General features: G+C 62.0%; 15 protein-coding genes. 5 read left to right on the top strand and 10 right to left on the bottom strand.

Annotated features, from left to right (window positions below; genetic code table 11):
* Positions 1-101 precede the first annotated feature (101 nt).
* Genes der through ACR0FC_RS02695 form a run of 3 tightly spaced genes read right to left on the bottom strand, consistent with a single transcriptional unit; the run spans position 102 to position 3,645 of the window.
* Positions 102-1,556 carry a ribosome biogenesis GTPase Der gene (gene der, locus ACR0FC_RS02705; RefSeq protein WP_170338000.1) on the bottom strand — a complete coding sequence of 485 codons (1,455 nt, stop codon included), beginning with the start codon at positions 1,554-1,556 and terminating at the stop codon, positions 102-104.
* Positions 1,557-1,604: 48 nt separating this feature from the next.
* Positions 1,605-2,927 carry a PQQ-like beta-propeller repeat protein gene (locus ACR0FC_RS02700; protein WP_170337998.1) on the bottom strand — a complete coding sequence of 441 codons (1,323 nt, stop codon included), beginning with the start codon at positions 2,925-2,927 and terminating at the stop codon, positions 1,605-1,607.
* A gap of 46 nt (positions 2,928-2,973) precedes the next feature.
* On the bottom strand, positions 2,974-3,645 hold the full coding sequence (locus tag ACR0FC_RS02695; RefSeq protein WP_170337996.1) for a hypothetical protein: 672 nt from the start codon (positions 3,643-3,645) through the stop codon (positions 2,974-2,976).
* Positions 3,646-3,871: 226 nt separating this feature from the next.
* Here ACR0FC_RS02695 and ACR0FC_RS02690 point away from each other — a divergent pair, with 226 nt between their 5' ends.
* On the top strand, positions 3,872-5,098 hold the full coding sequence (locus ACR0FC_RS02690; RefSeq protein ID WP_170337994.1) for an efflux RND transporter periplasmic adaptor subunit: 1,227 nt from the start codon (positions 3,872-3,874) through the stop codon (positions 5,096-5,098).
* Positions 5,095-8,871, top strand: a complete 3,777-nt coding sequence (locus ACR0FC_RS02685) for an efflux RND transporter permease subunit (RefSeq protein ID WP_170337992.1) — start codon at positions 5,095-5,097, stop codon at positions 8,869-8,871. Before ACR0FC_RS02690 ends, ACR0FC_RS02685 begins: the two co-directional genes overlap by 4 nt.
* Positions 8,872-8,932: 61 nt before the next feature.
* Here the strand turns inward: ACR0FC_RS02685 and ACR0FC_RS02680 are convergent, their stop codons facing one another.
* Positions 8,933-10,738: an ABCB family ABC transporter ATP-binding protein/permease gene (locus ACR0FC_RS02680; protein WP_170337990.1), complete on the bottom strand. Its 1,806-nt coding sequence runs from the start codon at positions 10,736-10,738 to the stop codon at positions 8,933-8,935.
* A 76-nt stretch (positions 10,739-10,814) separates the two neighbouring features.
* On the bottom strand, positions 10,815-12,230 hold the full coding sequence (locus ACR0FC_RS02675; protein WP_170337988.1) for a LysM peptidoglycan-binding domain-containing protein: 1,416 nt from the start codon (positions 12,228-12,230) through the stop codon (positions 10,815-10,817).
* Between the two features lie 126 nt (positions 12,231-12,356).
* Here ACR0FC_RS02675 and ACR0FC_RS02670 point away from each other — a divergent pair, with 126 nt between their 5' ends.
* Positions 12,357-12,908 carry an LOG family protein gene (locus ACR0FC_RS02670; RefSeq protein WP_170337986.1) on the top strand — a complete coding sequence of 184 codons (552 nt, stop codon included), beginning with the start codon at positions 12,357-12,359 and terminating at the stop codon, positions 12,906-12,908.
* Between the two features lie 48 nt (positions 12,909-12,956).
* On the opposite strand, the gene ACR0FC_RS02665 is transcribed toward ACR0FC_RS02670, so the two are convergent.
* The 3 genes from ACR0FC_RS02665 to ACR0FC_RS02655 all read right to left on the bottom strand — a co-directional run bounded on the left by ACR0FC_RS02665 (position 12,957) and on the right by ACR0FC_RS02655 (position 15,120).
* On the bottom strand, positions 12,957-13,418 hold the full coding sequence (locus tag ACR0FC_RS02665) for a host attachment family protein (RefSeq protein WP_170337984.1): 462 nt from the start codon (positions 13,416-13,418) through the stop codon (positions 12,957-12,959).
* Between the two features lie 217 nt (positions 13,419-13,635).
* A complete protein-coding gene (locus ACR0FC_RS02660; RefSeq protein WP_254437749.1) occupies positions 13,636-14,517 on the bottom strand; it encodes a metallophosphoesterase in 882 nt (293 codons plus the stop codon).
* A gap of 3 nt (positions 14,518-14,520) precedes the next feature.
* A complete protein-coding gene (locus ACR0FC_RS02655; RefSeq protein ID WP_093962459.1) occupies positions 14,521-15,120 on the bottom strand; it encodes a superoxide dismutase in 600 nt (199 codons plus the stop codon).
* A 97-nt stretch (positions 15,121-15,217) separates the two neighbouring features.
* On the opposite strand from ACR0FC_RS02655, the gene ACR0FC_RS02650 reads away from it, so the two are divergent.
* Both ACR0FC_RS02650 and ACR0FC_RS02645 read left to right on the top strand, forming a co-directional pair.
* Positions 15,218-15,976 (top strand): FkbM family methyltransferase, encoded by a 759-nt coding sequence (locus ACR0FC_RS02650; RefSeq protein ID WP_170337982.1) that lies wholly within the window; start codon positions 15,218-15,220, stop codon positions 15,974-15,976.
* 330 nt (positions 15,977-16,306) lie between these two features.
* Positions 16,307-16,471 carry a hypothetical protein gene (locus tag ACR0FC_RS02645; protein WP_170337980.1) on the top strand — a complete coding sequence of 55 codons (165 nt, stop codon included), beginning with the start codon at positions 16,307-16,309 and terminating at the stop codon, positions 16,469-16,471.
* Between the two features lie 55 nt (positions 16,472-16,526).
* Here the strand turns inward: ACR0FC_RS02645 and ACR0FC_RS02640 are convergent, their stop codons facing one another.
* Positions 16,527-17,093 carry a sarcosine oxidase subunit gamma gene (locus ACR0FC_RS02640; protein WP_170337978.1) on the bottom strand — a complete coding sequence of 189 codons (567 nt, stop codon included), beginning with the start codon at positions 17,091-17,093 and terminating at the stop codon, positions 16,527-16,529.
* The gene (locus tag ACR0FC_RS02635) at positions 17,086-20,100 is read right to left on the bottom strand and encodes a sarcosine oxidase subunit alpha family protein (RefSeq protein ID WP_170337976.1); all 3,015 of its coding nucleotides are present in this window, start codon (positions 20,098-20,100) and stop codon (positions 17,086-17,088) included. The genes ACR0FC_RS02640 and ACR0FC_RS02635 overlap by 8 nt, the downstream gene beginning before the upstream one ends.
* Between the last annotated feature and the right edge of the window lie 63 nt (positions 20,101-20,163).

Below are 20,163 nucleotides of genomic sequence, written 5' to 3'. Positions count from 1 at the left end.
ACGCGCAAATCGCGCGCGAAATGAATGCACGCATGCGAATGCTAGCGCGATGCTTGAGGGCTGTCACGCCCCAAGCCCGAAAATGCTGAAAATTGGCGCAGTTACGCCTTGCCCTTGAGATGTTTGGCCAGCGCACCCGCGTTTTTCTTGCGGCGCCCCTTGTAGGGGTTCTTGTCCCCCTGCCCGCGCAGCGTCAGCCGGATCGGGGTTCCGGGCATATCGAAATCCTCGCGCAGACCGTTGACCAGATACCGCGAGTAGCTTTCCGGCATCTTGTCCGGGTGCGAGCACATGACGACAAAGCCCGGCGGGCGCGTCTTTGCCTGGGTCATGTAGCGCAGCTTGATCCTGCGCCCCTGGGGGGCTGGCGGTGGGTGCTGCTCCAACATGGCGGTCAGCCAGCGGTTCAGGGCCGCGGTGGGAACCCGACGGTTCCAGACATCGTGGGCGCGCAGGATCGCATCACGCAGCCGCTCCAACCCCCTGCCCGTCTTTGCCGACACGGTCACCAGAGGTGCGCCGCGCAGTTGGGGAAGCAGGCGTTCGAACGAGGTTTTGAGCTCGCGCAGCTTCTCCTGCTTGTTATCCTCGACATCCCACTTGTTCACCGCGATCACCACGGCACGGCCTTCACGTTCGGCCAGATCGGCAATGCGCAGGTCCTGCTGTTCGAACGGGATCGCTGCATCCAGCAGGACAACCACGACTTCGGCGAACTTGACGGCGCGCAGGCCGTCCGACACCGAGAGTTTCTCGAGCTTTTCCTGTACCTTGGCCTTCTTGCGCATACCGGCGGTGTCAAAGATGCGCATGGGGGTGCCACCCCAATCCAACTTCAGACTGATGGCGTCACGGGTAATGCCGGCCTCGGGACCGGTCAGAAGACGATCTTCGCCCAGGATCTTGTTGATCAGTGTGGACTTGCCCGCATTCGGACGCCCGACAACGGCCACCTGCAACGGCTTGTCCGGCGTAATTGCAGGGGCTTCGCCCTCGGTTTCCCCATCCTCGTCCAGATCGATATCCGTTTGCGGAACGTCCTCTGGCTGTTTTTCCTCCATGGCGTCAGCCAAAGGCATCAACGCCGCGTAAAGGTCGGTCATGCCTTCGCCATGCTCACCCGACAGGCGGATCGGCTCGCCTAGACCCAGGTTGTACGCCTCGAGCACACCGGCATCCGCCGCCGCCCCCTCGGCCTTGTTGGCCGCCAGGATCACATGCTTGGACCGCTTGCGCAGAATCTCGGCAAACATCTCGTCGGTCGGGGTCAGGCCCACACGGGCGTCGATCATGAACAGGCAGACATCGGCCATGTCCACGGCACGCTCGGTCAGGCGCCGCATCCGGCCCTGCAGGCTGTCGTCGGTGGCATCCTCCAGCCCGGCCGTGTCGATCACGGTAAAGCGCAGGTCACCCAGCCGCCCTTCGCCCTCACGCAGATCGCGGGTAACGCCGGGCTGGTCGTCCACCAGCGCAAGGCGCTTGCCCACAAGGCGATTGAACAGGGTGGATTTGCCCACATTGGGGCGCCCCACGATGGCGAGGGTCAAAGACATGATACTCAACTTTCAAGACTCAGACGCGCCCTTTAACGCATCTTGTCGTCAACGGAAAGCGTGCAGTTGCCCTTTGGTCGAAACCACGTAGAGGGTCTGGTTCGCGACGACCGGTGCCGTTGTCGCCCCGCCCGGAACCTCGACCTGATGCACCAGCGTGCCGTCGACTGGGTTGTAGAACCGCAGATAACCGTCGTTCGAGCCGATGACGATACGTCCGCCCGCCATGATGGGGCCGTAATGCGCAAAGATCGGTCCGCGACGGTTGGGCTTGTCCTTGACGAAGCCCGGCAGGTCGATGGCCCAGACCACAGACCCGTCTGACACGTCCAACCGCACCAACTGGCTGCGGTCGCTGATCAGGAAAACGCTGTTGCCGACTGGCCAGACGGTATCGACCGCGCCTTCGAAAGCGGTCCAGATCCGTTCCCCCGAGCTGGCGTCGAAGGCGACCGTGCGTCCCGAGTGGTTGCCGATATAGATCGAGTTTCCGGATACGATCGGGCCGCCCGTCACATCCACGATCTGCGCTGCGGCCCGCCCCCTGCGGCCGCCGGCGACAGACGCGTTCCAGCGACGGATACCGCCTTTGCGGAAAGCGGCCGCCACATCACCGGACCCAAACGCAAAGACTGCGAACTCGTTCGCCAATACTGGTGCCGGAGCGCCCAGAACATTGCCCACGCTGGGCGTGCCCTCGATCTGCCAGGCAATGCGCCCGTCCTTTGCATCAACCGCCCAGCCAGTCTGATCCCCCGCCACAAGGTAAAGCAGGCCGCCAGAAACCAGCGGCGCTCCGCTACCCGTCGCGTTCAGCTTCTTTTGCCAGCGAATTCCGCCGGTGCGCGCATCCAGAGCGGTCAGACGCCCGAAACCGGACGAAACGTACAGCGTGTTGTCTGCATAGGCGATGCCGCCCCCGGTTGCCTGCTCTTCGCCATCCGTGGCGGGGACGAGGTTTGTGCTCCAGACCAGTTGCCCCTGGGGAGAGACAGCGGAAACGGTTGCCGCCGCGTCCAGGGTGTAGATCAGGCCACCTGCGACGACCGGATCAGCGGTGATCCTTTGTTTGCGCCCGTCGCCGGCCCCGATCGAGGTTGACCAGATGCGCTGCGGCGCGGGGCTGAGCGCCGCGTTGGTGGTACGGAAAGCCGCGGTTCCCGGGCTCTGCGCCCATTCGGCGTTGCGCTTTGCGGCCGGCAGGCTGATCGGTTTGGCACCGGTCGTCTGAACGGTTTCCAGATCCTGGGCCGGGCGGATGTCTTCACGCTCGCCCGGCAGGATCACTTCGGGTTCCTCGCAGGCGCTCAGCGCCGTCAGCGCCAGGGCTGCGACCGGCAAACCAAATCGGGAAAATAGTCTTTTTGCCATGAAACTCCGAACTCGCCTGTCTTGGTTCACTGAAATGGGCCGCGTATCAACCCTGCTGTGCGGTGATCGGTTCGGGCGTTCCGCCCAGCGCGACGATCAATTGGGTTGCACGCTGCTGGATGTCGGCACTGACCTCTGCATCCTGACGGATGGACTGCAGACGTTCCAGCGCGGCCTGAGTGTCACCATCGGTGAGGTCGATCAGGGCCAGTTGTTCTTCTGCCAGTAGACGCAGCGGCGCGCCCGGAGCGGCCAGTGCCTCGAACTGTTGCCGGCGCTCGGCGGCGGGCATGGTTTCGGACTGCAACAATAGGGCCTTGAAGGCAGCGATCGAGCGGTAGATTTCCGGAAGATCACCCTGAACCGCAATCGCGTTCAGCTGTTCAACGGCCTGTTCGACCGATCCCGACTCGGACAATGCGCCCGAGAGGAGAAAGCCGAAAACAGCCTGTTCGCCGGCCGAATTGGCCGTGACCTGCGCCAACGCATCCGCACGTTCGGCAGCGTCGTTAAGCTGCATCGCGGCCAGAATATCGTCGCCCAGCTTCTGGGCCTGACTGGCATCGCGCGCCTTGCGGTATTCATTGAAAGCGGCGCCGCCCACGATCAGAACAACGGCCAGAACACCGACCCAGCCCCATCGACGCAGCTGCAGGTAGAGCCGGTCGCGGCGCACCTCTTCGGTGACCTCATCAATGAAACTGTCGACGTCGCTCATTCCTGCCCCCGGGCGTTGCATTCAGCTTTCTGGCGCCATGTCATACCCCGGCACCATCAGCAAGCCAAGTACCCGAAATGCACAATTGCTCAGCGTCAGGGCGCTCTTGCGAAAAAAAACAAACCGAACTATTCAGTTCAGTATGGACTTCGCGCACGCACGCCCCCATGTCATTGCGTGCTCATCGGCATTTGTGCGGACATAATATTTCAAGGAGAATGACGGCATGCGATTGATATCCCTCGTCAACGCCGCATTGGTCATCGTTGCATTGTATTTCGTGGTTTTCGAGCGCGATGCCCTGTTTGCATTTGCCGGTCGCGAAGATGCTGCGAGCCAGTCTGACGCTGGCGCTGAAGCAAACGACGCCTCGGCCGTGCAGGCCGTTGGGGTTGTTGCGTTGCGCTCCACTGCGCGCGAAATCGACAGCGCGGTTTTGCTGCGCGGTGAAACCAAAGCAATCCGTCAGGTCGAAGTTCTGGCGGAAACGACGTCAACCGTCATTTCGGAACCCAAGCGTAAGGGCACCTTCGTCGAGGCCGGCGATCTGCTGTGCGAATTGGATCCCGGCTCACGCCCGGCACAGCTTGCCCAAGCCAAGGCGGCCAAGCTGGAGGCGGAAAGCCGTGTGCCCGAAGCCGAAGCACGGCTGGAGGAAGCGCATGCGCGCGTTGCCGAGGCCGAAATAAACCTGATTGCAGCCCGCAAACTGTCGGAAACTGGCTTCGGCTCCGAAACCCGGCGGATCGCGGCCGAGGCCGAGATGAGTACCGCAAAGGCCGGTATCAAGGCGGCCGAGGCCGAGTTGAAGGCTACGGAGGCGGGCATCGAGGCGGCGGAGGCGGCGGTTGCGGCTGCCGAACTGGAATTGGACCGCATCACCATCGAGGCCCCGTTTCAGGGCCTTCTGGAAAGCGATGCCGCCGAATTGGGCAGTCTGATGCAGCCCGGATCGTTGTGCGCGACCGTGATCCAGCTTGATCCGATCAAGCTGGTTGGCTTTGTTCCCGAAACCGAAGTGAACCGTGTCACCGTCGGCGCTCCGGCGCAGGCACAATTGGTGACCGGATTGCAGGTCGAGGGCCGTGTGACCTTCCTCAGCCGTTCGGCGGACGACACAACCCGCACATTCGAGGTGGAAGTTACCATCCCGAACCCCGAGCTTCTGATCCGGGACGGGCAGACCGCAAGCATCCGCATCGCGGCCGAAGGCGCCAAGGCTCACCTGCTGCCGCAATCGGCGTTGACGCTGAACAACGAAGGCCAGCTAGGCGTTCGGACGGTCGGAGCCGGTAATATCGTCGATTTCGTACCCATCCGCCTGTTGCGCGATACGGCCGACGGTGTTTGGGTCGGCGGTCTTGCGGAAACCGTAGACATTATCGTGGTCGGACAAGAGTTCGTGACTGCGGGTGTGGTCGTAGCGCCCACCTATAAGGACGTTTCCCAATGACGGGCATAGTCAGCTGGGCCGCCGACAGGGCCAGAATGGTTCTGGCATTCATTGCCATCTCGCTGATCATCGGCGGGTTTGCCTATGTCAGCCTGCCCAAAGAAGGTGAACCGGACATCGAGATTCCGGCCCTGTTCGTGTCGGTTCAGTTTCCGGGCATTTCGGCCGAAGACAGTGAAAACCTGCTGATCAAGCCGATGGAAACCGAGCTTGCGGATCTGGACGGCCTGAAGGAGATGACCGCCACCGCCGCCGAGGGCTATGCGGGGATCGCACTGGAGTTCGACTTTGGCTGGGACAAGACAGCCATTACCGCTGACGTGCGCGACGCGATGAACAGCGCGCAGGCCGACTTCCCCGAAGGCGCCGAGCAATACACGCTGACCGAGATCAACTTCTCGGAATTCCCGATCGTCATCGTGAACCTGTCGGGTGCCGTGCCCGAACGCACGATGGCGCGGGTCGCCAAGGACCTTCAGGACGAGCTCGAGGCGCTGGATTCGGTCCTTGAGGCCGGGATCGCCGGCAACCGCGATGAAATGCTGGAAGTGGTCATCGATCCGCTGCGGCTTGAGGCGTACAACGTCACCGCGGCCGAGCTGATCAACGTCGTGCAGAACAACAACCAGCTGATCGCCGCTGGTGAGGTCGAAACCGAACAGGGTGCGTTTTCGGTCAAGATTCCTTCGTCCTTCAAGACCGCACAGGATGTCTATGGACTGCCGATCAAGGTCAATGGCGACCGGGTCGTGACCTTGGGCGAACTGGCCGAGATCAACTATACCTTCGAAGACCGCGAAGGGACCGCCCGCTTCAACGGCGAACCGACCGTGGCGCTGCAGGTCGTCAAACGCAAGGGTTTCAACCTGATCGACACCGTGGCCCAGGTGAAAGAGACCGTCGCCAAGGCCGAGACCAAGTGGCCGGCCGAGCTGCAGGCTGCCGTGAATGTCGGCACTTCTAATGACCAGAGCCGCATCGTCGGCTCGATGGTCAGCCAGCTGGAAGGGTCGGTTCTGACGGCCATCGCGCTTGTGATGATCGTGGTACTGGCTTCGCTGGGTACCCGCGCGGCGCTGCTGGTGGGATTCGCGATTCCGACCTCGTTCCTGTTGTGCTTCGCGTTCCTGGCCATCATGGGCGTCAGCATCTCGAACATCGTCATGTTCGGCCTGATCCTGGCTGTGGGGATGCTGGTCGATGGCGCGATCGTGGTCGTGGAGTATGCCGACAAACGCATCAAGGAAGGCGTCGGCCCGATGCACGCCTATGTCGAGGCAGCCCAGCGGATGTTCTGGCCCATCGTCTCGTCAACCGCCACGACGCTGTGCGCATTTCTTCCCATGCTGTTCTGGCCGGGCATTCCGGGCGAATTCATGGGTATGCTGCCGGTCACGCTGATCTTCGTTCTGTCGGCCTCGCTGATCGTGGCGCTGATCTACCTGCCGGTGATGGGCGGTGTCTCGGGCCGGTTGAGCCGCGTGTTCGACCGCAGCTCGGATTGGTTGCGCGCGCGGACGCCCTGGTGGGTGCGTGCCATCATGGTTCCACCCTCGGTCTACATGATCTTCCTGGGCGCAATGCAGCTGCTGAACCCCACGTATCTGTTGCCGGAAGGCGCAGGCGGTGGGTTCTTGCTGGGCGCGGTTCTGTTCCTGTTCGGCGCCTTCGCCGGATCGGTCACGCTGAGCGCAGCCCGGATCGAGCGCAAGCCGGACGAACGTGTCCACACAGCCAAGGAGCATACGCCCTTCGGCTATGTCATCAAGTTCCTGGTCGGCAATCCGATCATGCCGATCGTCTCGATCGTGGCGGTAGGCTTTGCGGTGATGACGGTGATGACCATGTACGGTCAGAACAACCGCGGTGTTGAATTCTTCGTCGAAAGCGAGCCGGAACAGGCCACCGCCTATGTCCGTGCGCGGGGCAACCTGTCTCTAGCCGAAAAAGACGCGCTGGTCTTTGAGGCTGAACAGGTGATCAGCCAGCATCCGGCGGTGATCAACGTGTTCTCGTTCGCCGGTGAAGGCGGCCTGAACCAGAACAACGGCGGGGCGCAGGCTCCGGCGGACACGGTGGGCCGCGTGCAGTTCGAGATCATCCCGTGGGAGGATCGCCCGAACGTGTCAGAACCTGTCGCAGGCGGATTGTTCGACAAGCACACCGTCGCGCCCGAGTATGACGGCGACTTCGTGATCGAGCAGTTGAACGCCGAACTGGCCAAGCTGCCGGGTTTCGTTGTCGAGATCCTGCCGTTGGAACAGGGTCCGGCATCGGCCAAGCCCGTGCACCTGCGGATCAAGGGCGACAACTGGGACGACCTGACCGGCGCCACGCTGACCGCGCGCGAAGTGTTCGAAAACACCCCAGGCCTGATCAAGATCGAGGACACCCTGCCCTTGCCCGGCATCGATTGGCAGATCGACGTCGACGTGGCCAAGGCCGGCCGGTTCGGGGCCGACGTGGCAACCGTGGGCGCGATGGTGCAGTTGGTGACCCGTGGCATCCTGCTGGGCGAAATGCGCCCCGAAAGCGTGGATGAAGAGATCGAGATCCGCGTTCGCCTGCCCGATCAGGATCGGGTCCTGTCAACGTTGGATACGCTCAAAGTGCGTACACCGGACGGGCTGGTGCCCTTGTCGAACTTCATCACCCGCAAACCGGTGGCAAAGCTGGCCGAAATCAACCGTGTGGATCAAGAGCGCTATTACGACGTCAAGGCCGATGTGGAACCCAGCCTGAGCAAAGTGGTGATCGCCACCCCGGACGGAGAACAGCGGCTGGCCGTGGTGCGCGAAGTGACCGAAGGCTCGGAACCTGAAGGTGCGACGGTCAACGGTGCCGATGGTACGGCCTATTCTCTGGTTCAGTTGACCGGCGCCGAAACCCTCCAGGAGGTGCAGGCCGCCATTGATGACGGCGACGCCCGCCTGACGCTGATCAACCCGAACGAGCGGATCGCGGTACTGACCGAGTGGCTGGACACTCAGCCCTTTGCTAACACGATCACTTGGGAATGGACCGGAGACCAGGAGGACCAAGCCGAGAGCCAGGCCTTCCTCTCCAGCGCCTTCCTGGCCGCGCTGGGTCTGATGTTCGTGATCCTGCTGGCGCAGTTCAACTCGTTCTACAACTCGGTGCTGGTGCTGCTGGCGGTGGTTCTGTCCACCACTGGCGTGCTGATCGGGATGATGGTGATGCAACAACCCTTCTCGATCATCATGACCGGGACGGGCATCGTTGCGCTGGCGGGGATCGTGGTGAACAACAACATCGTTCTGATCGACACCTACCAGGAATACAGCCGCTACATGCCCCGGATCGACGCCATCGTGCGCACGGCCGAGGCGCGGATTCGTCCGGTTCTGCTGACCACGCTGACCACGATGGCGGGCCTGACGCCGATGATGTTCGGCCTGTCACTGGACTTCATCAACGGCGGCTATTCGATCAATAGCCCCACCGCGCTGTGGTGGAAACAGCTGGCGACGGCGGTGGTGTTCGGCCTGGGCATCGCCACGGTTCTGACCCTGATCGTGACGCCCTCGTTCCTGGCGTTGCGGGTGTGGGTGACCACTTATGCCATATGGCTGGGCAAACTGATGGCGCGGGTCACTGCAGGAAAGTCCAGCCAGATCGCGCAGGACATGGCGATCGGAGACTCGGCCCGCCGGATGCAGGCAACCGTGATCATCTGGACCGAGGTCGAGGCCACCGATGCCGAGGAAAGCCCGGGCGACACACCGGGACATCCGCTGAAAGCGGCAGAGTAACAAAGGAAACGGGCCGGTCCTGCCGGCCCGTTTTTTGTTTGAGACCTTAGCCGCAGAGGTTTCAGGCTGCCTGCGTATCCGATTGCTGGCGGTTCCACAGCTGGGCATAACGCCCTTCACGGCGCAGCAACTCGTCGTGGGTGCCCCGCTCGATGATCTCGCCCTTTTCCAGAACGACGATCTGGTCGGCCTCGGCGATCGTGCTCAGGCGGTGGGCGATGGTGATCACCGTGCGCCCCTCGCCGGCGCGGGCCAGGGCATCCTTGATGTCCTGCTCGGTGTCGGTATCCAACGCGCTGGTGGCCTCGTCCAACAGCAGGATCGGCGGGTTCTTCAACAGCGTCCGCGCGATGCCCACGCGCTGCTTCTCTCCACCTGACAGCTTCAGGCCACGCTCACCCACCTTGGTCTCGTACCCCTCGGGCAGAGAGGTGATGAAGTCGTGGATCTGGGCGGCCTTTGCGGCGGCTTCGATATCGGACTGCGAGGCCCCCTCGCGGCCATAGGCGATGTTGTACCGGATCGTATCGTTGAACAGCACCGTATCCTGCGGCACCACCCCGATGGCGGCGTGCAGGCTTTCCTGCGTCACGTCGCGCACGTCCTGCCCGTCGATCCGCAACGCGCCTTCGGTCACGTCGTAGAACCGGAACAGCAACCGACCGATGGTGGATTTGCCCGAGCCGGTCGCGCCCACGATGGCCACGGTCTGCCCCCCCGGCACCACCAGAGAGACACCGCGCAGGATCTCGCGGTCCGGGTCATAGCCGAAATGCACATCGTCCAGTTCGACCCGGCCTTCGGTGATCTGCAGGAGCTTGGCGTCTGGCTTGTCCACCACTTCGGCGGGTTGCTCCAGCAGTTGAAACATCTGGCCCATATCAACCAGAGCCTGTCGGATCTCGCGATAGACGGTGCCCAGAAAGTTCAGCGGCACGGTGATCTGTATCATGTAGGCGTTGACCATCACGAAATCGCCCACCGTCAGCGACCCGTTCTGCACGCCTATCGCGGCCAGAACCATCACCCCGATCAACCCGCAGGTGATCAGGAAGGACTGACCGAAATTCAGGAAGGCCAGCGAATATGCCGTTTTCAATGCGGCCTGCGCATAGGCCTTCATCGACACGTCATATCGTTCAGCTTCGCGCCGCTCGGCATTGAAATACTTGACGGTTTCGAAATTCAGCAGGCTGTCGATGGCGCGCTGGTTTGCCTCGGTGTCCTGGTCATTCATCTCGCGCCGCAGCTTCACCCGCCATTCGGTGACCGTGAAGGTGAACCAGATGTACAGCGCGATGGTGACGGCCACCACGACCAGATACCAGACGTCGAACAGCCACATCAGAACCACCGCAACCAGCAGCAGTTCCAGCATCAACGGGCCGATCGAAAACAGCAGAAAGCGCAGCAGGAACTCCACGCCCTTGACCCCACGCTCGATGATCCGGCTGAGGCCGCCCGTGCGCCGGGTCACATGGTAGCGCATCGACAGCTGGTGGATGTGCTGGAAGGTCTCGAGCGCCAGTGCCCGCAGCGCGCGTTGACCCACCGGCGCGAACAGCGCATCGCGCAACTGCTGGAACCCCACGGTCAACATCCGCGCCACGCCATAGGCCACGGTCAGCCCCACGGCGCCCAGCGCCAGCGGCGGCACGCCCTCGCCCGCCAAGGCATCGACCGCGCCCTTGTACAGGATCGGCGTATAGACCGCGATCAGCTTGGCCAGAACCAGCATGGCCATCGCGAAGACCACCCGCCGTTTGACCCACGGCTCATCTTCGGGCCACAGGTACGGAGCCACTTTTCGGATGGTCAGCCAACCCGACTTGCGTTCGTCCATCTGTGGCATGTCTGCGGAATGCATAGGCGCAAGTCTTCTCATGTCTGACCCGGAAAGCTTCGAGGCCGGGCGAAAACCCGGCCCCGCAAGACCTAAGCCTTTATTCCGGGATGGTGAAGACCTGGCCTGGATAAATCAGGTCAGGGTCGCGGATCAGGTCGCGGTTCGCATCGAACAGGCGGACATACAGAACACCGTCGCCAAAACGCTCTCGCGAGATCGCCCACAGGGTATCGCCCTTCTGCACGGTAACAGACCGGATCGGCGTGCTCTGGTCAGCACCCGGCACCGCATCCTGCGCCTCGGCCGCCTGCAAAACTTCAACCGGTTCGCGCTTGAATGGCGTTTCCAGACGGCTCAGCACCGTTCCGTCGGTGTCGACTTCGTCAACGCGTAGAGTATAGACACCGGGATCGACTTCCTGGATTTCCCCGCGCCAATCACCGTCCTGTCCTGGCGTGATGTCGGCCACCAGCTTGTTGTTCAGATAGAGCCGAACCGCAGCACCCTCGGATACGCGGCCGGACAATTGGACATCGCCAGCGTCGGAATAGCCGATCGTATCAAGCGCAACCTGCTCAGGCGACGCGTCTTCGGACGACGGCGACTGGACAAGCTCAACCCCTTCCTCACCGGACCGCAAAACGGCCACCTGCTGGCTTTCGCTGGATTGAGTCTCGGTCGTGGCCTCGGGTGAGGTTGCTTCTTCGTCCTGCGCCCCGGAAACGGTCTCGTCCGCTTGCGCGACCTCGGTGTCCTCTGCGACTGCGGCCGCAGACGGCTGTTCCGCCGTTTCGTCCTGCGCTTCGGTGTCCGTGCTGGCGACTTGCTCGTCCGTAGCGGGTGGCGCAGGCGGCTTGGGCAACGCGGCAATCAGATAGTCATCCGATTGCGCAGACCGGGTACCGTCACCGGCTTCAAGGACCAGACCTCGCGCGGCCTCGCTGAAGGGGATGGTGACGAACTCGGCGAACTGGCCGCTGCCATCGACCGTGAAGCTGTGGATCGGCTCGCCATCCAGCAGGATACGAATTTGACTGCCCGGGTCGCCTTTGCCGGACAGCAGCGCATTGCCGTCGGGCTCCACGAATATCTGGTCGAGCGTCGGAGCAATTGCGGCCGCGGTAGCCTCGGGTGCGGGAGCCGCCTCCGCCGGCTGTTCTTCAACCGTCGCGTCCTGCGCAGTCTGCTCGTCGGTCGCAGTTGTCTCTTCGGCTTCCGGCGCGGTTGCTTCTTCGGTCTCGGTCGAAATCTGAACCTCATCCGCGTTGTCAGGTTCCGCAATGACCTGCGAGTCCCCAGCATCGGGGCTTGGTGCCGGTGCGGCGGCTGGCTCAGTCGTCTCTTCGCTGGCGCTTTCGGCGACGACCTCTTTCGTAGTGGACTGTTCAGATTGCGGCGCAGGACCAAAGACACCCGAAAGATACAAGCCCCCGGCGCCAATCACAGCCAAGATACCCGCAAGGATACCCCAAACGAATGCACCCGACCTACCGCTTCCCGATTTGGCGTCCATGTTTTTTCCTTTACTCCGCAGCGCAAATGCCTTCACTCAAAAGCTTTCCGCCGAACGGTTGAGCCAATTTATCAATCCCGCTATCACGGGTCAAAACCTCTGACACAACCCCGGAGTCGCTGTTTGATGTCCCAGAAATCGATCTGTGTGTATTGCGGGTCACGCAATGGCGCGAATTCGGCCTACACAAAGGCCGCAGGCACCTTTGGACGGCTGCTGGCCGCCGAAGGCTGGCGGCTGGTCTACGGTGCGGGTGACGTGGGCCTGATGGGCGAAGTCGCCCGGGCCACGCAAGCCGCCGGAGGCGAAACCTTCGGCGTGATACCGGTTCATCTGCTGCGGCGGGAAGTGGGAAAAACAGATCTGACGCGTTTCGTGGTCACCGAAACGATGCACGAACGCAAGAAAGTCATGATCATGAATGCGGATGCCGTGGTCGTGCTGCCCGGCGGACCCGGGTCGTTGGACGAGTTGTTCGAGGCGCTGACCTGGCGCCAGTTGGGCCTGCATGACAAACCCATTCTGGTGATGAATGTGGACGGATACTGGGACGCGCTTCACACTCTTTTGGATCAGGTGATCGACGCAGGTTTTGCGGATGCCTCCTTGGCCAGTTTCATCACATGGGTCGACGACGCCGAGTCCGCGATGGACGAATTGCGCAGGTTATTGAAATAATAGACGTCACGGGCGGCTTCCCCGCCCGTGGGTCCCGAACCAGCAAGATCAGGCGGTCGAGCTGCGCAGCTGGCGTTGCAGCACCTTTTCGACCTTGTGCAGTGGATGATTGGTCAGGGTCTTGTCGACTTCGGCTACGACTTTGGCCAGAACTTCGCTGTGTAGGCGCCGGCGCAGCAGGCCCAGGACCTGTGGGCTGGCGACCAGAACAAGCCGTTTGTACGCGCCCTTCAGCCCTTTTTTGTTGAGCAGGTTGGCCACATCCTGAACAAACAGGGATTTGGCATGGGTGCGCCAGGTGTCTTCTTCCACGGCAGATTTCTGGTTCGGCCCGGTATCATTTCGCCGTCCCGCCCGATCCGAGGGCTTGCCCCGCGCGGCGAGATGATCCTGTTCCTCAACCGCTACGACCACCAGATTGGGATTCTCGGCATCCGTCACGTTTTCAGTGAACAGTGCTTTTTCCCCGTCGGCGATGATGACCCAAGTACCCTGTGCAAGTGCGACCATTGCGATCTCCCGTTGTGGTTTTCGTGGCCGTCCCCCGCCCGGACAAGAATAGCCAAAGTTCGTGCACCCACGGCACAATTCGGCAGCTATTCCCTCATTGTTTTGGTTTTGGCGGTTCTCTCCTCCCGCATATATCAGCTAATCACTCTTTGGCGTCTTGCAACGGCGCATGCGCGCAAAAGTTGACGTTTCGGCAAGTTTGCACCCGAGGCACAGATCAGGCAGAAATTTCGACAAGCGTAATCTCGGGTGTAACACCAAACCGGACCGGAAGGATCGAACACCCGATGCCGCCGGAAATTACAAGATCCTTCCCACCTTCGCGCACCGGGCCGTAGGCATAGCGATTGCCAAACCGCGAGGGCACCACGGGCGACCACCCAAACAGTCTGATTTGCCCACCATGCGTGTGACCGGACAGTGTCAAGGCAACGCGATCTGGCACTTGGGGAAATATGTCCGGTTCATGCGCCATCAGGACGACGGGCGCATCATCTGTAATTTGCCGCAATGTGCCGGACAGATCGTCCAGGCCGCGGTATCGCCCATTGCCCTCCACAATCGCCAGTTGGTCTTCGAGGCCCGCCAGCCAGATTCCCGGGTCATCGAGTTTCTGCGCAGAATTGGATAGGACCGGGATGCCACTCGCGGCCAACGCATCGGCATATAAGTTGGGCCCACCGCCCCGGCGTTGAGCGGCCGTATCATCCCACCAGTCATGGTTTCCCAGCACCGCGAAAACCCCATGGCGCGCGGTTAGTCCGGCAAGAACCGGGGTGATGTCCGCCATCGCGACAGGTTTCGAAACCATCCTGTGGCTGGCGGTGAAATCCCCCAGCAGCAAGACCAGATCGGCATCCAGCGCATTTGTGCGCCTTACGACCTGCTTGATACGCTTTATGGTAACGAATGGCTCGCCGGCATGAAGGTCGGCGATGGCCGCGATCCGCAGCGGAGGCGCCGTCCAGTCCGCACGCTTAAGCTTCCATTTGCGAACCCGCAGCCGCATAGCCGGTTCGATAAAGAACCCGTACAGCGAAACAACAAGGCCTGCCAGCGTCACCGCCAGCAGGCCCTTGATAAACCCTCGTCGGGTCAAGTCTTACATCCGCGATGCAACGTTTTCCCAGTTCACCAGGTTGTCGAGGAAGTTCGACAGGTAAGCCGGACGCTTGTTGCGGAAATCAATGTAGTAGGAGTGTTCCCATACGTCGCAACCCAGCAGCGCCGTCTGGCCGAAACACAGCGGGTTCACGCCGTTTTCGGTTTTAGTAACCGCCAGCGAGCCGTCGGCATTCTTGACCAACCACGCCCAGCCCGAACCGAACTGACCGGCACCGGCCGCACTGAACTGCGATTTGAATTCCTCGACCGAACCGAAGCTTTCAACCAACGCCTTTTCCAGCTCGCCCGGCATCTTCGACTCGCCCGGACCCATCATTTCCCAAAACTGGTTGTGGTTCCAAAGCTGGCTGATGTTGTTGAAGATACCGTTCTGTGCGACGGCCGACTTGTCATAGGTGCCGACGATGATCTCTTCCAGCGACTTGCCGTCCCACTCGGTCCCGGCGATCAGCTTGTTGCCGTTGTCGACATAGGCCTTGTGGTGCAGATCATGGTGATATTCCAGCGTTTCCGCCGACATGCCCTTGGCTGCCAGCGCGTCATGTGCATAAGGAAGATCAGGAAGTTCAAAAGCCATCTCGGCCCCCTGTAAATTTGTGTTGCGTTCCCAAGGTTAAATGCTTTGGCAACCGCCGCAGGTCAAGGCCCGAGCGCAGAAAACCCGGAGGTCCGCTATGCTGACGCAGGCGCGCAAGATGTTCTACCGTGCCCGCGGTCATTATGCAGGCAACCTGAATGGCGAGGCGTTCCGGCTGGACCCATACCATTCGAAATTCTGGCGCAAGGCCTCGGCCGGCGACTGGGAGCCCGAGACATTCGCGGTGCTGGACCAGCACCTGTCGCCCGACCGCGACTATCTGGACATCGGCGCGTGGATCGGCCCGACAGTTCTGTATGGCGCGCGCAAAGCCCGGCATGTCTGGTGTTTCGAACCCGACCCCACCGCCTTTCGCCATCTGGCTTGGAACCTCGACCTGAACGACATCCGCAACGTCTCGGCCTTTGGCGTGGCTTTGTCCGACCGGTTTGGCGTGGCCCGCATGGCCTCTGTCCGGGGCGAGCCCGGCGACTCCACCAGTTCTCTGCTGCATGACGGCGCGCATGGAACCAACGCCCTGACCATCGCCTGGGACCAGTTCGCCACAGCGACGGACCTGTCAGGCATTTCGCTGGTCAAGATGGATATCGAAGGAGCGGAGTTTGCGGTTCTGCCGACGCTCGCCGACTGGCTGCAGGATCAGAAGCCAGCCCTGTATCTGTCTCTGCACGCGCCCCTGCTGGACGAAAACAACCGCGCCGAACGGGTCGAAGCCCTGCTTGCGACGTTGTCTTTATACTCGAACATGCACGATGAAACCGGGCGCCCAATCTCAGCCCAGGACTTGCTGGGCCCGAGCGCTTTGACCCAGTACCGCAGCGTCCTGTTCACGTAATAGAGTTCCGTCACGGAAACTCTACTCAAACGAGAATTTGCCCTTGTACACCCAGCGACGCGGTGTTCATTTTCCTGTATTGACCACTGAAGTCACAGGAAAATTGACTCGCGACTTATTCTATTCCTCGCCGCGGCCCTGACGGCACAGGCGGCTGCCGCATCCCCCATGGCTTACAAGTGCACGATCACAAAGAGGGATAGCCACGGCTAGATCGCGCCCGAATATGCCTTTCAAATCGACCCCGAGGCCGGCACGGCCCAAGCCGCCAGCAACTACCATGACTGGACCAACGCGCAGCTTCGGGATCGTGGGGCCAAGAGCTGTCGGATGATCTGGAACGTGACGCTCAAAAGTACCGAAGGTCAGGCCATTCGCATGCGCTATCAGGCGAATCTTGCAACAGACGGTGGGCTGAAGGTGAGCGGCAGTTTCGTGAATGTCGGGGCATCGAACAAACCCTACGGAACCGGCAGATGCGAGGTCGTCAAATAATGAAAAGCCCCGGTGATGTCCGGGGCTTTTTCTGTCTGCCAAGGTGGGGTCGGGTTCAGTAGTATCCGACCTCGCTGCCGGGCTGCGCCGCAACCTTCAGCAGCTTGAAAACGTAGTCCGCAACTGATCGGAAGCACACCACGCGAAAGGATTCCTCGTCGTCCATCCAGAACGCCCCCGCAACCTGCGCCAGGCGCGTGCGCCGGATCTGACCGGGCTGGAAGACATCGGACGAGAAATCGACGGGCGCAACCTTGCCCAGCACCTCACGCGCGGTCGGTCCCGAGACCCGGAACACCGCCCGCGCGTCCGAGACATTGACCGCCAATGCATGCACGCCGCTCAGCGCGCCCTGCATGGCGGCCAGTTTGGCCTCGACCTCGGCGTAGGGAACAAGCACCAGCAGCTCGTCCGGCGACATCCAGCAGACGCCGGTTTCGCCATCGACGAAAGCCTCGCGCTGGCCGGGCATCTTCTGGCCGGTGGCATCCTTGACCGCTTTGGTCACCAGCTTGTCGGACAGATCGCCGCGCAGGGTGATCATCCCCTGCAGGCCGCATTCCTCAATCCGGGCGATGCCGTCAAAGCTTGCGTGGTTCAGTGCGCTGATGGGTTCAGACATTCTGCTTCTCCCCGTCCTTGTCGTAGAACACCGGGTCCACGATTTTGGCCTTGTAGTTTTTGTCGTCGGTGCCCGGGAATTCGATCACTTCTCCCATGCGGTTCGGCCCATTCTTGACCAGCCCCATGGCGATGCCCCGGCCCAGGTTGGCCGAGTAATAGGTCGAGGTGACGCGCCCGATCACGTTGCGCTGGCCGTTGGCATTCACGCCTTCGCCCACCGCATAGGCACCGTCGGGCAGAACCGATCCATCCACAGTTTCCAGACCCACCAGTTTCCAGCGGTCCGGGTCGGTCATGTGAGTGCGTTCCTGCGCGCGCTTGCCCAGGAAATCCTCTTTCTTCTTCGAGATCGCCCAGTGCAGCCCCAGGTCCTGCGGGATCACGGTGCCGTCGGTCTCGTCCCCGATCATGATGAAGCCCTTCTCGGCCCGCAGAATGTGCAGACATTCCGTGCCATAGGGCATCACGCCAAACTCATTCCCGGCCTCCATCAGGGCATCCCAGAAGGCCTGGCCCTGGCTGGCGGGCACCGCGATTTCATAGGACAGTTCGCCCGAGAACGAGATGCGGTAGGCCCGGCAATCAAAGCCGCCGATCTGGCCGTCGCGCCACTCCATGAAGGGCAGCGCCTCGCGGCGGACATCCATGCCGCCGAGCTTCTCCAGCACCTTGCGGGCGTTGGGGCCCACAACGGCGACCTGGGCGTATTGCTCGGTCACGTTGGCGACATAGACCTTCCAGTCCCACCACTCGGTCTGCAACCACTCCTCCATATGGGCATGGATGCGCTCAGCCCCGCCGGTGGTGGTGTGGCACAGCCAGGTGTCCTCGTCGATGCGGGCGACGACGCCGTCGTCGATCAGGAAGCCGTTTTCCGAGCACATCAGGCCATAGCGGCATTTGCCGACCTTCAGCGTGGACATCATGTTGGTGTACATCATGTCCAGAAACTTGCCCGCGTCCGGGCCCTTGACGATCAGCTTGCCCAGGGTCGAGGCATCCAGCAGCCCGAGGTTTTCACGGGTGTTCCGGACCTCGCGGTTCACCGCGTCATGCACGGTTTCCCCGGCTCGGACATAGGCGTAAGGACGACGCCAGTGGCCCACCGGCTCCCAATCCGCGCCATTCCGGTCATGCCAGTCATGCATCGGCGTGCGGCGGATCGGCTGGAACACCTCGCCGCGCGCCTCGCCCGCGATGGCTCCCATCGAGATGGGTGTGTAGGGCGGGCGGAACGTGGTGGTGCCGACCTTGGGAATCTCCGACTCCAGAGCATCAGCAAGGATCGCCAGGCCGTTGATATTGCTCAGCTTACCCTGATCCGTCGCCATGCCTAGCGTGGTATAACGCTTGGTGTGCTCGACGCTTTCATAGCCCTCGCGCGCGGCCAGTTGCACATCCGAGACCTTCACGTCGTTCTGGAAGTCCAGCCACGACTTCATGCGCAGCTGAACGTCGGCCTTGGCGGGCATCAGCCAAACGGCCTGCACGGGCGCTTCGGTCTCGGCCTCGCCCTGCGGTGCCTTAGTGTTCTTCGGCTTGAACCCGGCTGCCTTGGCCGCGGACTTGCCCGCGGCGTGGGCATCCGCCAGAACCTCGCCCAGCGCCATCGGCCCGCTTGCCGAGCCTGCGGCCACAACAAAGCCTGCGCCATCCGCGCCCAGCGGCGGACGGTCGGGGTCGGGGCGGAAATGGGCGTTGGCTTCGTCCCAGATCAGCTTGCCGCCGCAATGTGACCACAGGTGCACCACCGGAGACCAGCCGCCCGACATGGCAACCGCATCGCATTCGACCTCTTCCCGAGCGCCGCCGATGCCTTCCTGATTGCAGATCGCGACCTTCTTGACCCGCTTGCCGCCCTTGACATTGGCGATCGCCTTGCCGGGATCGACCCGGATGCCGAGGCTGCGCGCCTCGTCCGCCAGCGGCCCGGCCGAGGGACGGGCATCGACGACGCGCAGCACATCCACGCCCGCCTGTTTCAGGATGATCGCGGTGCGGTAGGCGTCGTCATTGTTGGTGGCGACGATCACGCGCTCGCCCGGGGTCACGCCCCAATTGACCACATAGTCGCGCATGGCCGAGGCCAGCATCACCCCCGGCACGTCATTGCCGGCAAAGGACAACGGGCGCTCGATTGCGCCGGTGGCCGTGACGACCTGCTTGGCTCGGATGCGCCACAGGCGGTGGCGCGGACCCTGGGTGCCCGGTTTGTGGTCGGTCAGACGCTCGTATCCCAGCACGTAACCGTGGTCATAGACCCCGGCCCCCATGCAGCGCGACCGAAGGGTGACATTGTCCATTGTTTCGAGTTCGGAAACCAATTGTTCCACGAACTTATCCACAGGCTCGTCGTTGACGGTGCCGCCATCGACAGGCGCGCGGCCACCCCAATGGGCGGTCTGTTCGATCAACATGACCTTGGCACCCGATTGCGCCGCGGTCTTGGCCGCCTGCAGGCCCGCAACACCGCCGCCGATCACCAGAACGTCGGTGAAGCCATAGAAATGTTCATACGTGTCCGCGTCGCGGCTGTCCTTGTCAGGCGCCTTGCCCAAACCGGCCGACTGGCGGATGAACGGCTCGTACACATGTTTCCAGAACGGTTTGGGGTGGATGAACGTCTTGTAGTAGAACCCCGCCGGCAGGAACCGTGCCAGCGCCGTGTTCACCGCGCCGATGTCATACTCCAGACTGGGCCAGTGGTTTTGCGAGATCGCGGTCAGGCCGTTGAACAGCTCGGTCGTGGTGGCGCGCTGGTTCGGCTCGAACCGGTTGCCCTGCCCTAGACCGACCAGAGCGTTGGGCTCCTCGGCACCGCTGGCGACGACGCCGCGCGGACGGTGGTATTTGAAGGACCGGCCGACCATCATCTGGTCGTTAGCCAGCAGGGCTGAGGCCAGCGTGTCGCCCTGATAGCCCTGCATAGAGGTACCGTTGAATGAAAACGTGACCGGTTTCGACCTGTCGATCAGGCGACCTTGATTTGCGAGACGGGTGCTCATTTTGCGGACCTTTCGCAAGTGGAGGCGTCAGGGCCTCCGGCAGATGTGTTCTTAAAAAGACGA

The organism is Ruegeria sp. BB9 (genome assembly GCF_056539345.1).
Note: the sequence above shows the minus strand (reverse complement) of the source record. Positions and strands in the feature narration are given on the sequence as shown.

Coding starts and splice junctions, on each gene's coding strand:
- der (WP_170338000.1), bottom strand. CDS start 1,556: ATGTCTTTGACCCTCGCCATCGTGGGGCGCCCCAATGTGGGCAAATCC.
- ACR0FC_RS02700 (WP_170337998.1), bottom strand. CDS start 2,927: ATGGCAAAAAGACTATTTTCCCGATTTGGTTTGCCGGTCGCAGCCCTG.
- ACR0FC_RS02695 (WP_170337996.1), bottom strand. CDS start 3,645: ATGAGCGACGTCGACAGTTTCATTGATGAGGTCACCGAAGAGGTGCGC.
- ACR0FC_RS02690 (WP_170337994.1), top strand. CDS start 3,872: ATGCGATTGATATCCCTCGTCAACGCCGCATTGGTCATCGTTGCATTG.
- ACR0FC_RS02685 (WP_170337992.1), top strand. CDS start 5,095: ATGACGGGCATAGTCAGCTGGGCCGCCGACAGGGCCAGAATGGTTCTG.
- ACR0FC_RS02680 (WP_170337990.1), bottom strand. CDS start 10,738: ATGCATTCCGCAGACATGCCACAGATGGACGAACGCAAGTCGGGTTGG.
- ACR0FC_RS02675 (WP_170337988.1), bottom strand. CDS start 12,230: ATGGACGCCAAATCGGGAAGCGGTAGGTCGGGTGCATTCGTTTGGGGT.
- ACR0FC_RS02670 (WP_170337986.1), top strand. CDS start 12,357: ATGTCCCAGAAATCGATCTGTGTGTATTGCGGGTCACGCAATGGCGCG.
- ACR0FC_RS02665 (WP_170337984.1), bottom strand. CDS start 13,418: ATGGTCGCACTTGCACAGGGTACTTGGGTCATCATCGCCGACGGGGAA.
- ACR0FC_RS02655 (WP_093962459.1), bottom strand. CDS start 15,120: ATGGCTTTTGAACTTCCTGATCTTCCTTATGCACATGACGCGCTGGCA.
- ACR0FC_RS02650 (WP_170337982.1), top strand. CDS start 15,218: ATGCTGACGCAGGCGCGCAAGATGTTCTACCGTGCCCGCGGTCATTAT.
- ACR0FC_RS02645 (WP_170337980.1), top strand. CDS start 16,307: ATGATCTGGAACGTGACGCTCAAAAGTACCGAAGGTCAGGCCATTCGC.
- ACR0FC_RS02640 (WP_170337978.1), bottom strand. CDS start 17,093: ATGTCTGAACCCATCAGCGCACTGAACCACGCAAGCTTTGACGGCATC.
- ACR0FC_RS02635 (WP_170337976.1), bottom strand. CDS start 20,100: ATGAGCACCCGTCTCGCAAATCAAGGTCGCCTGATCGACAGGTCGAAA.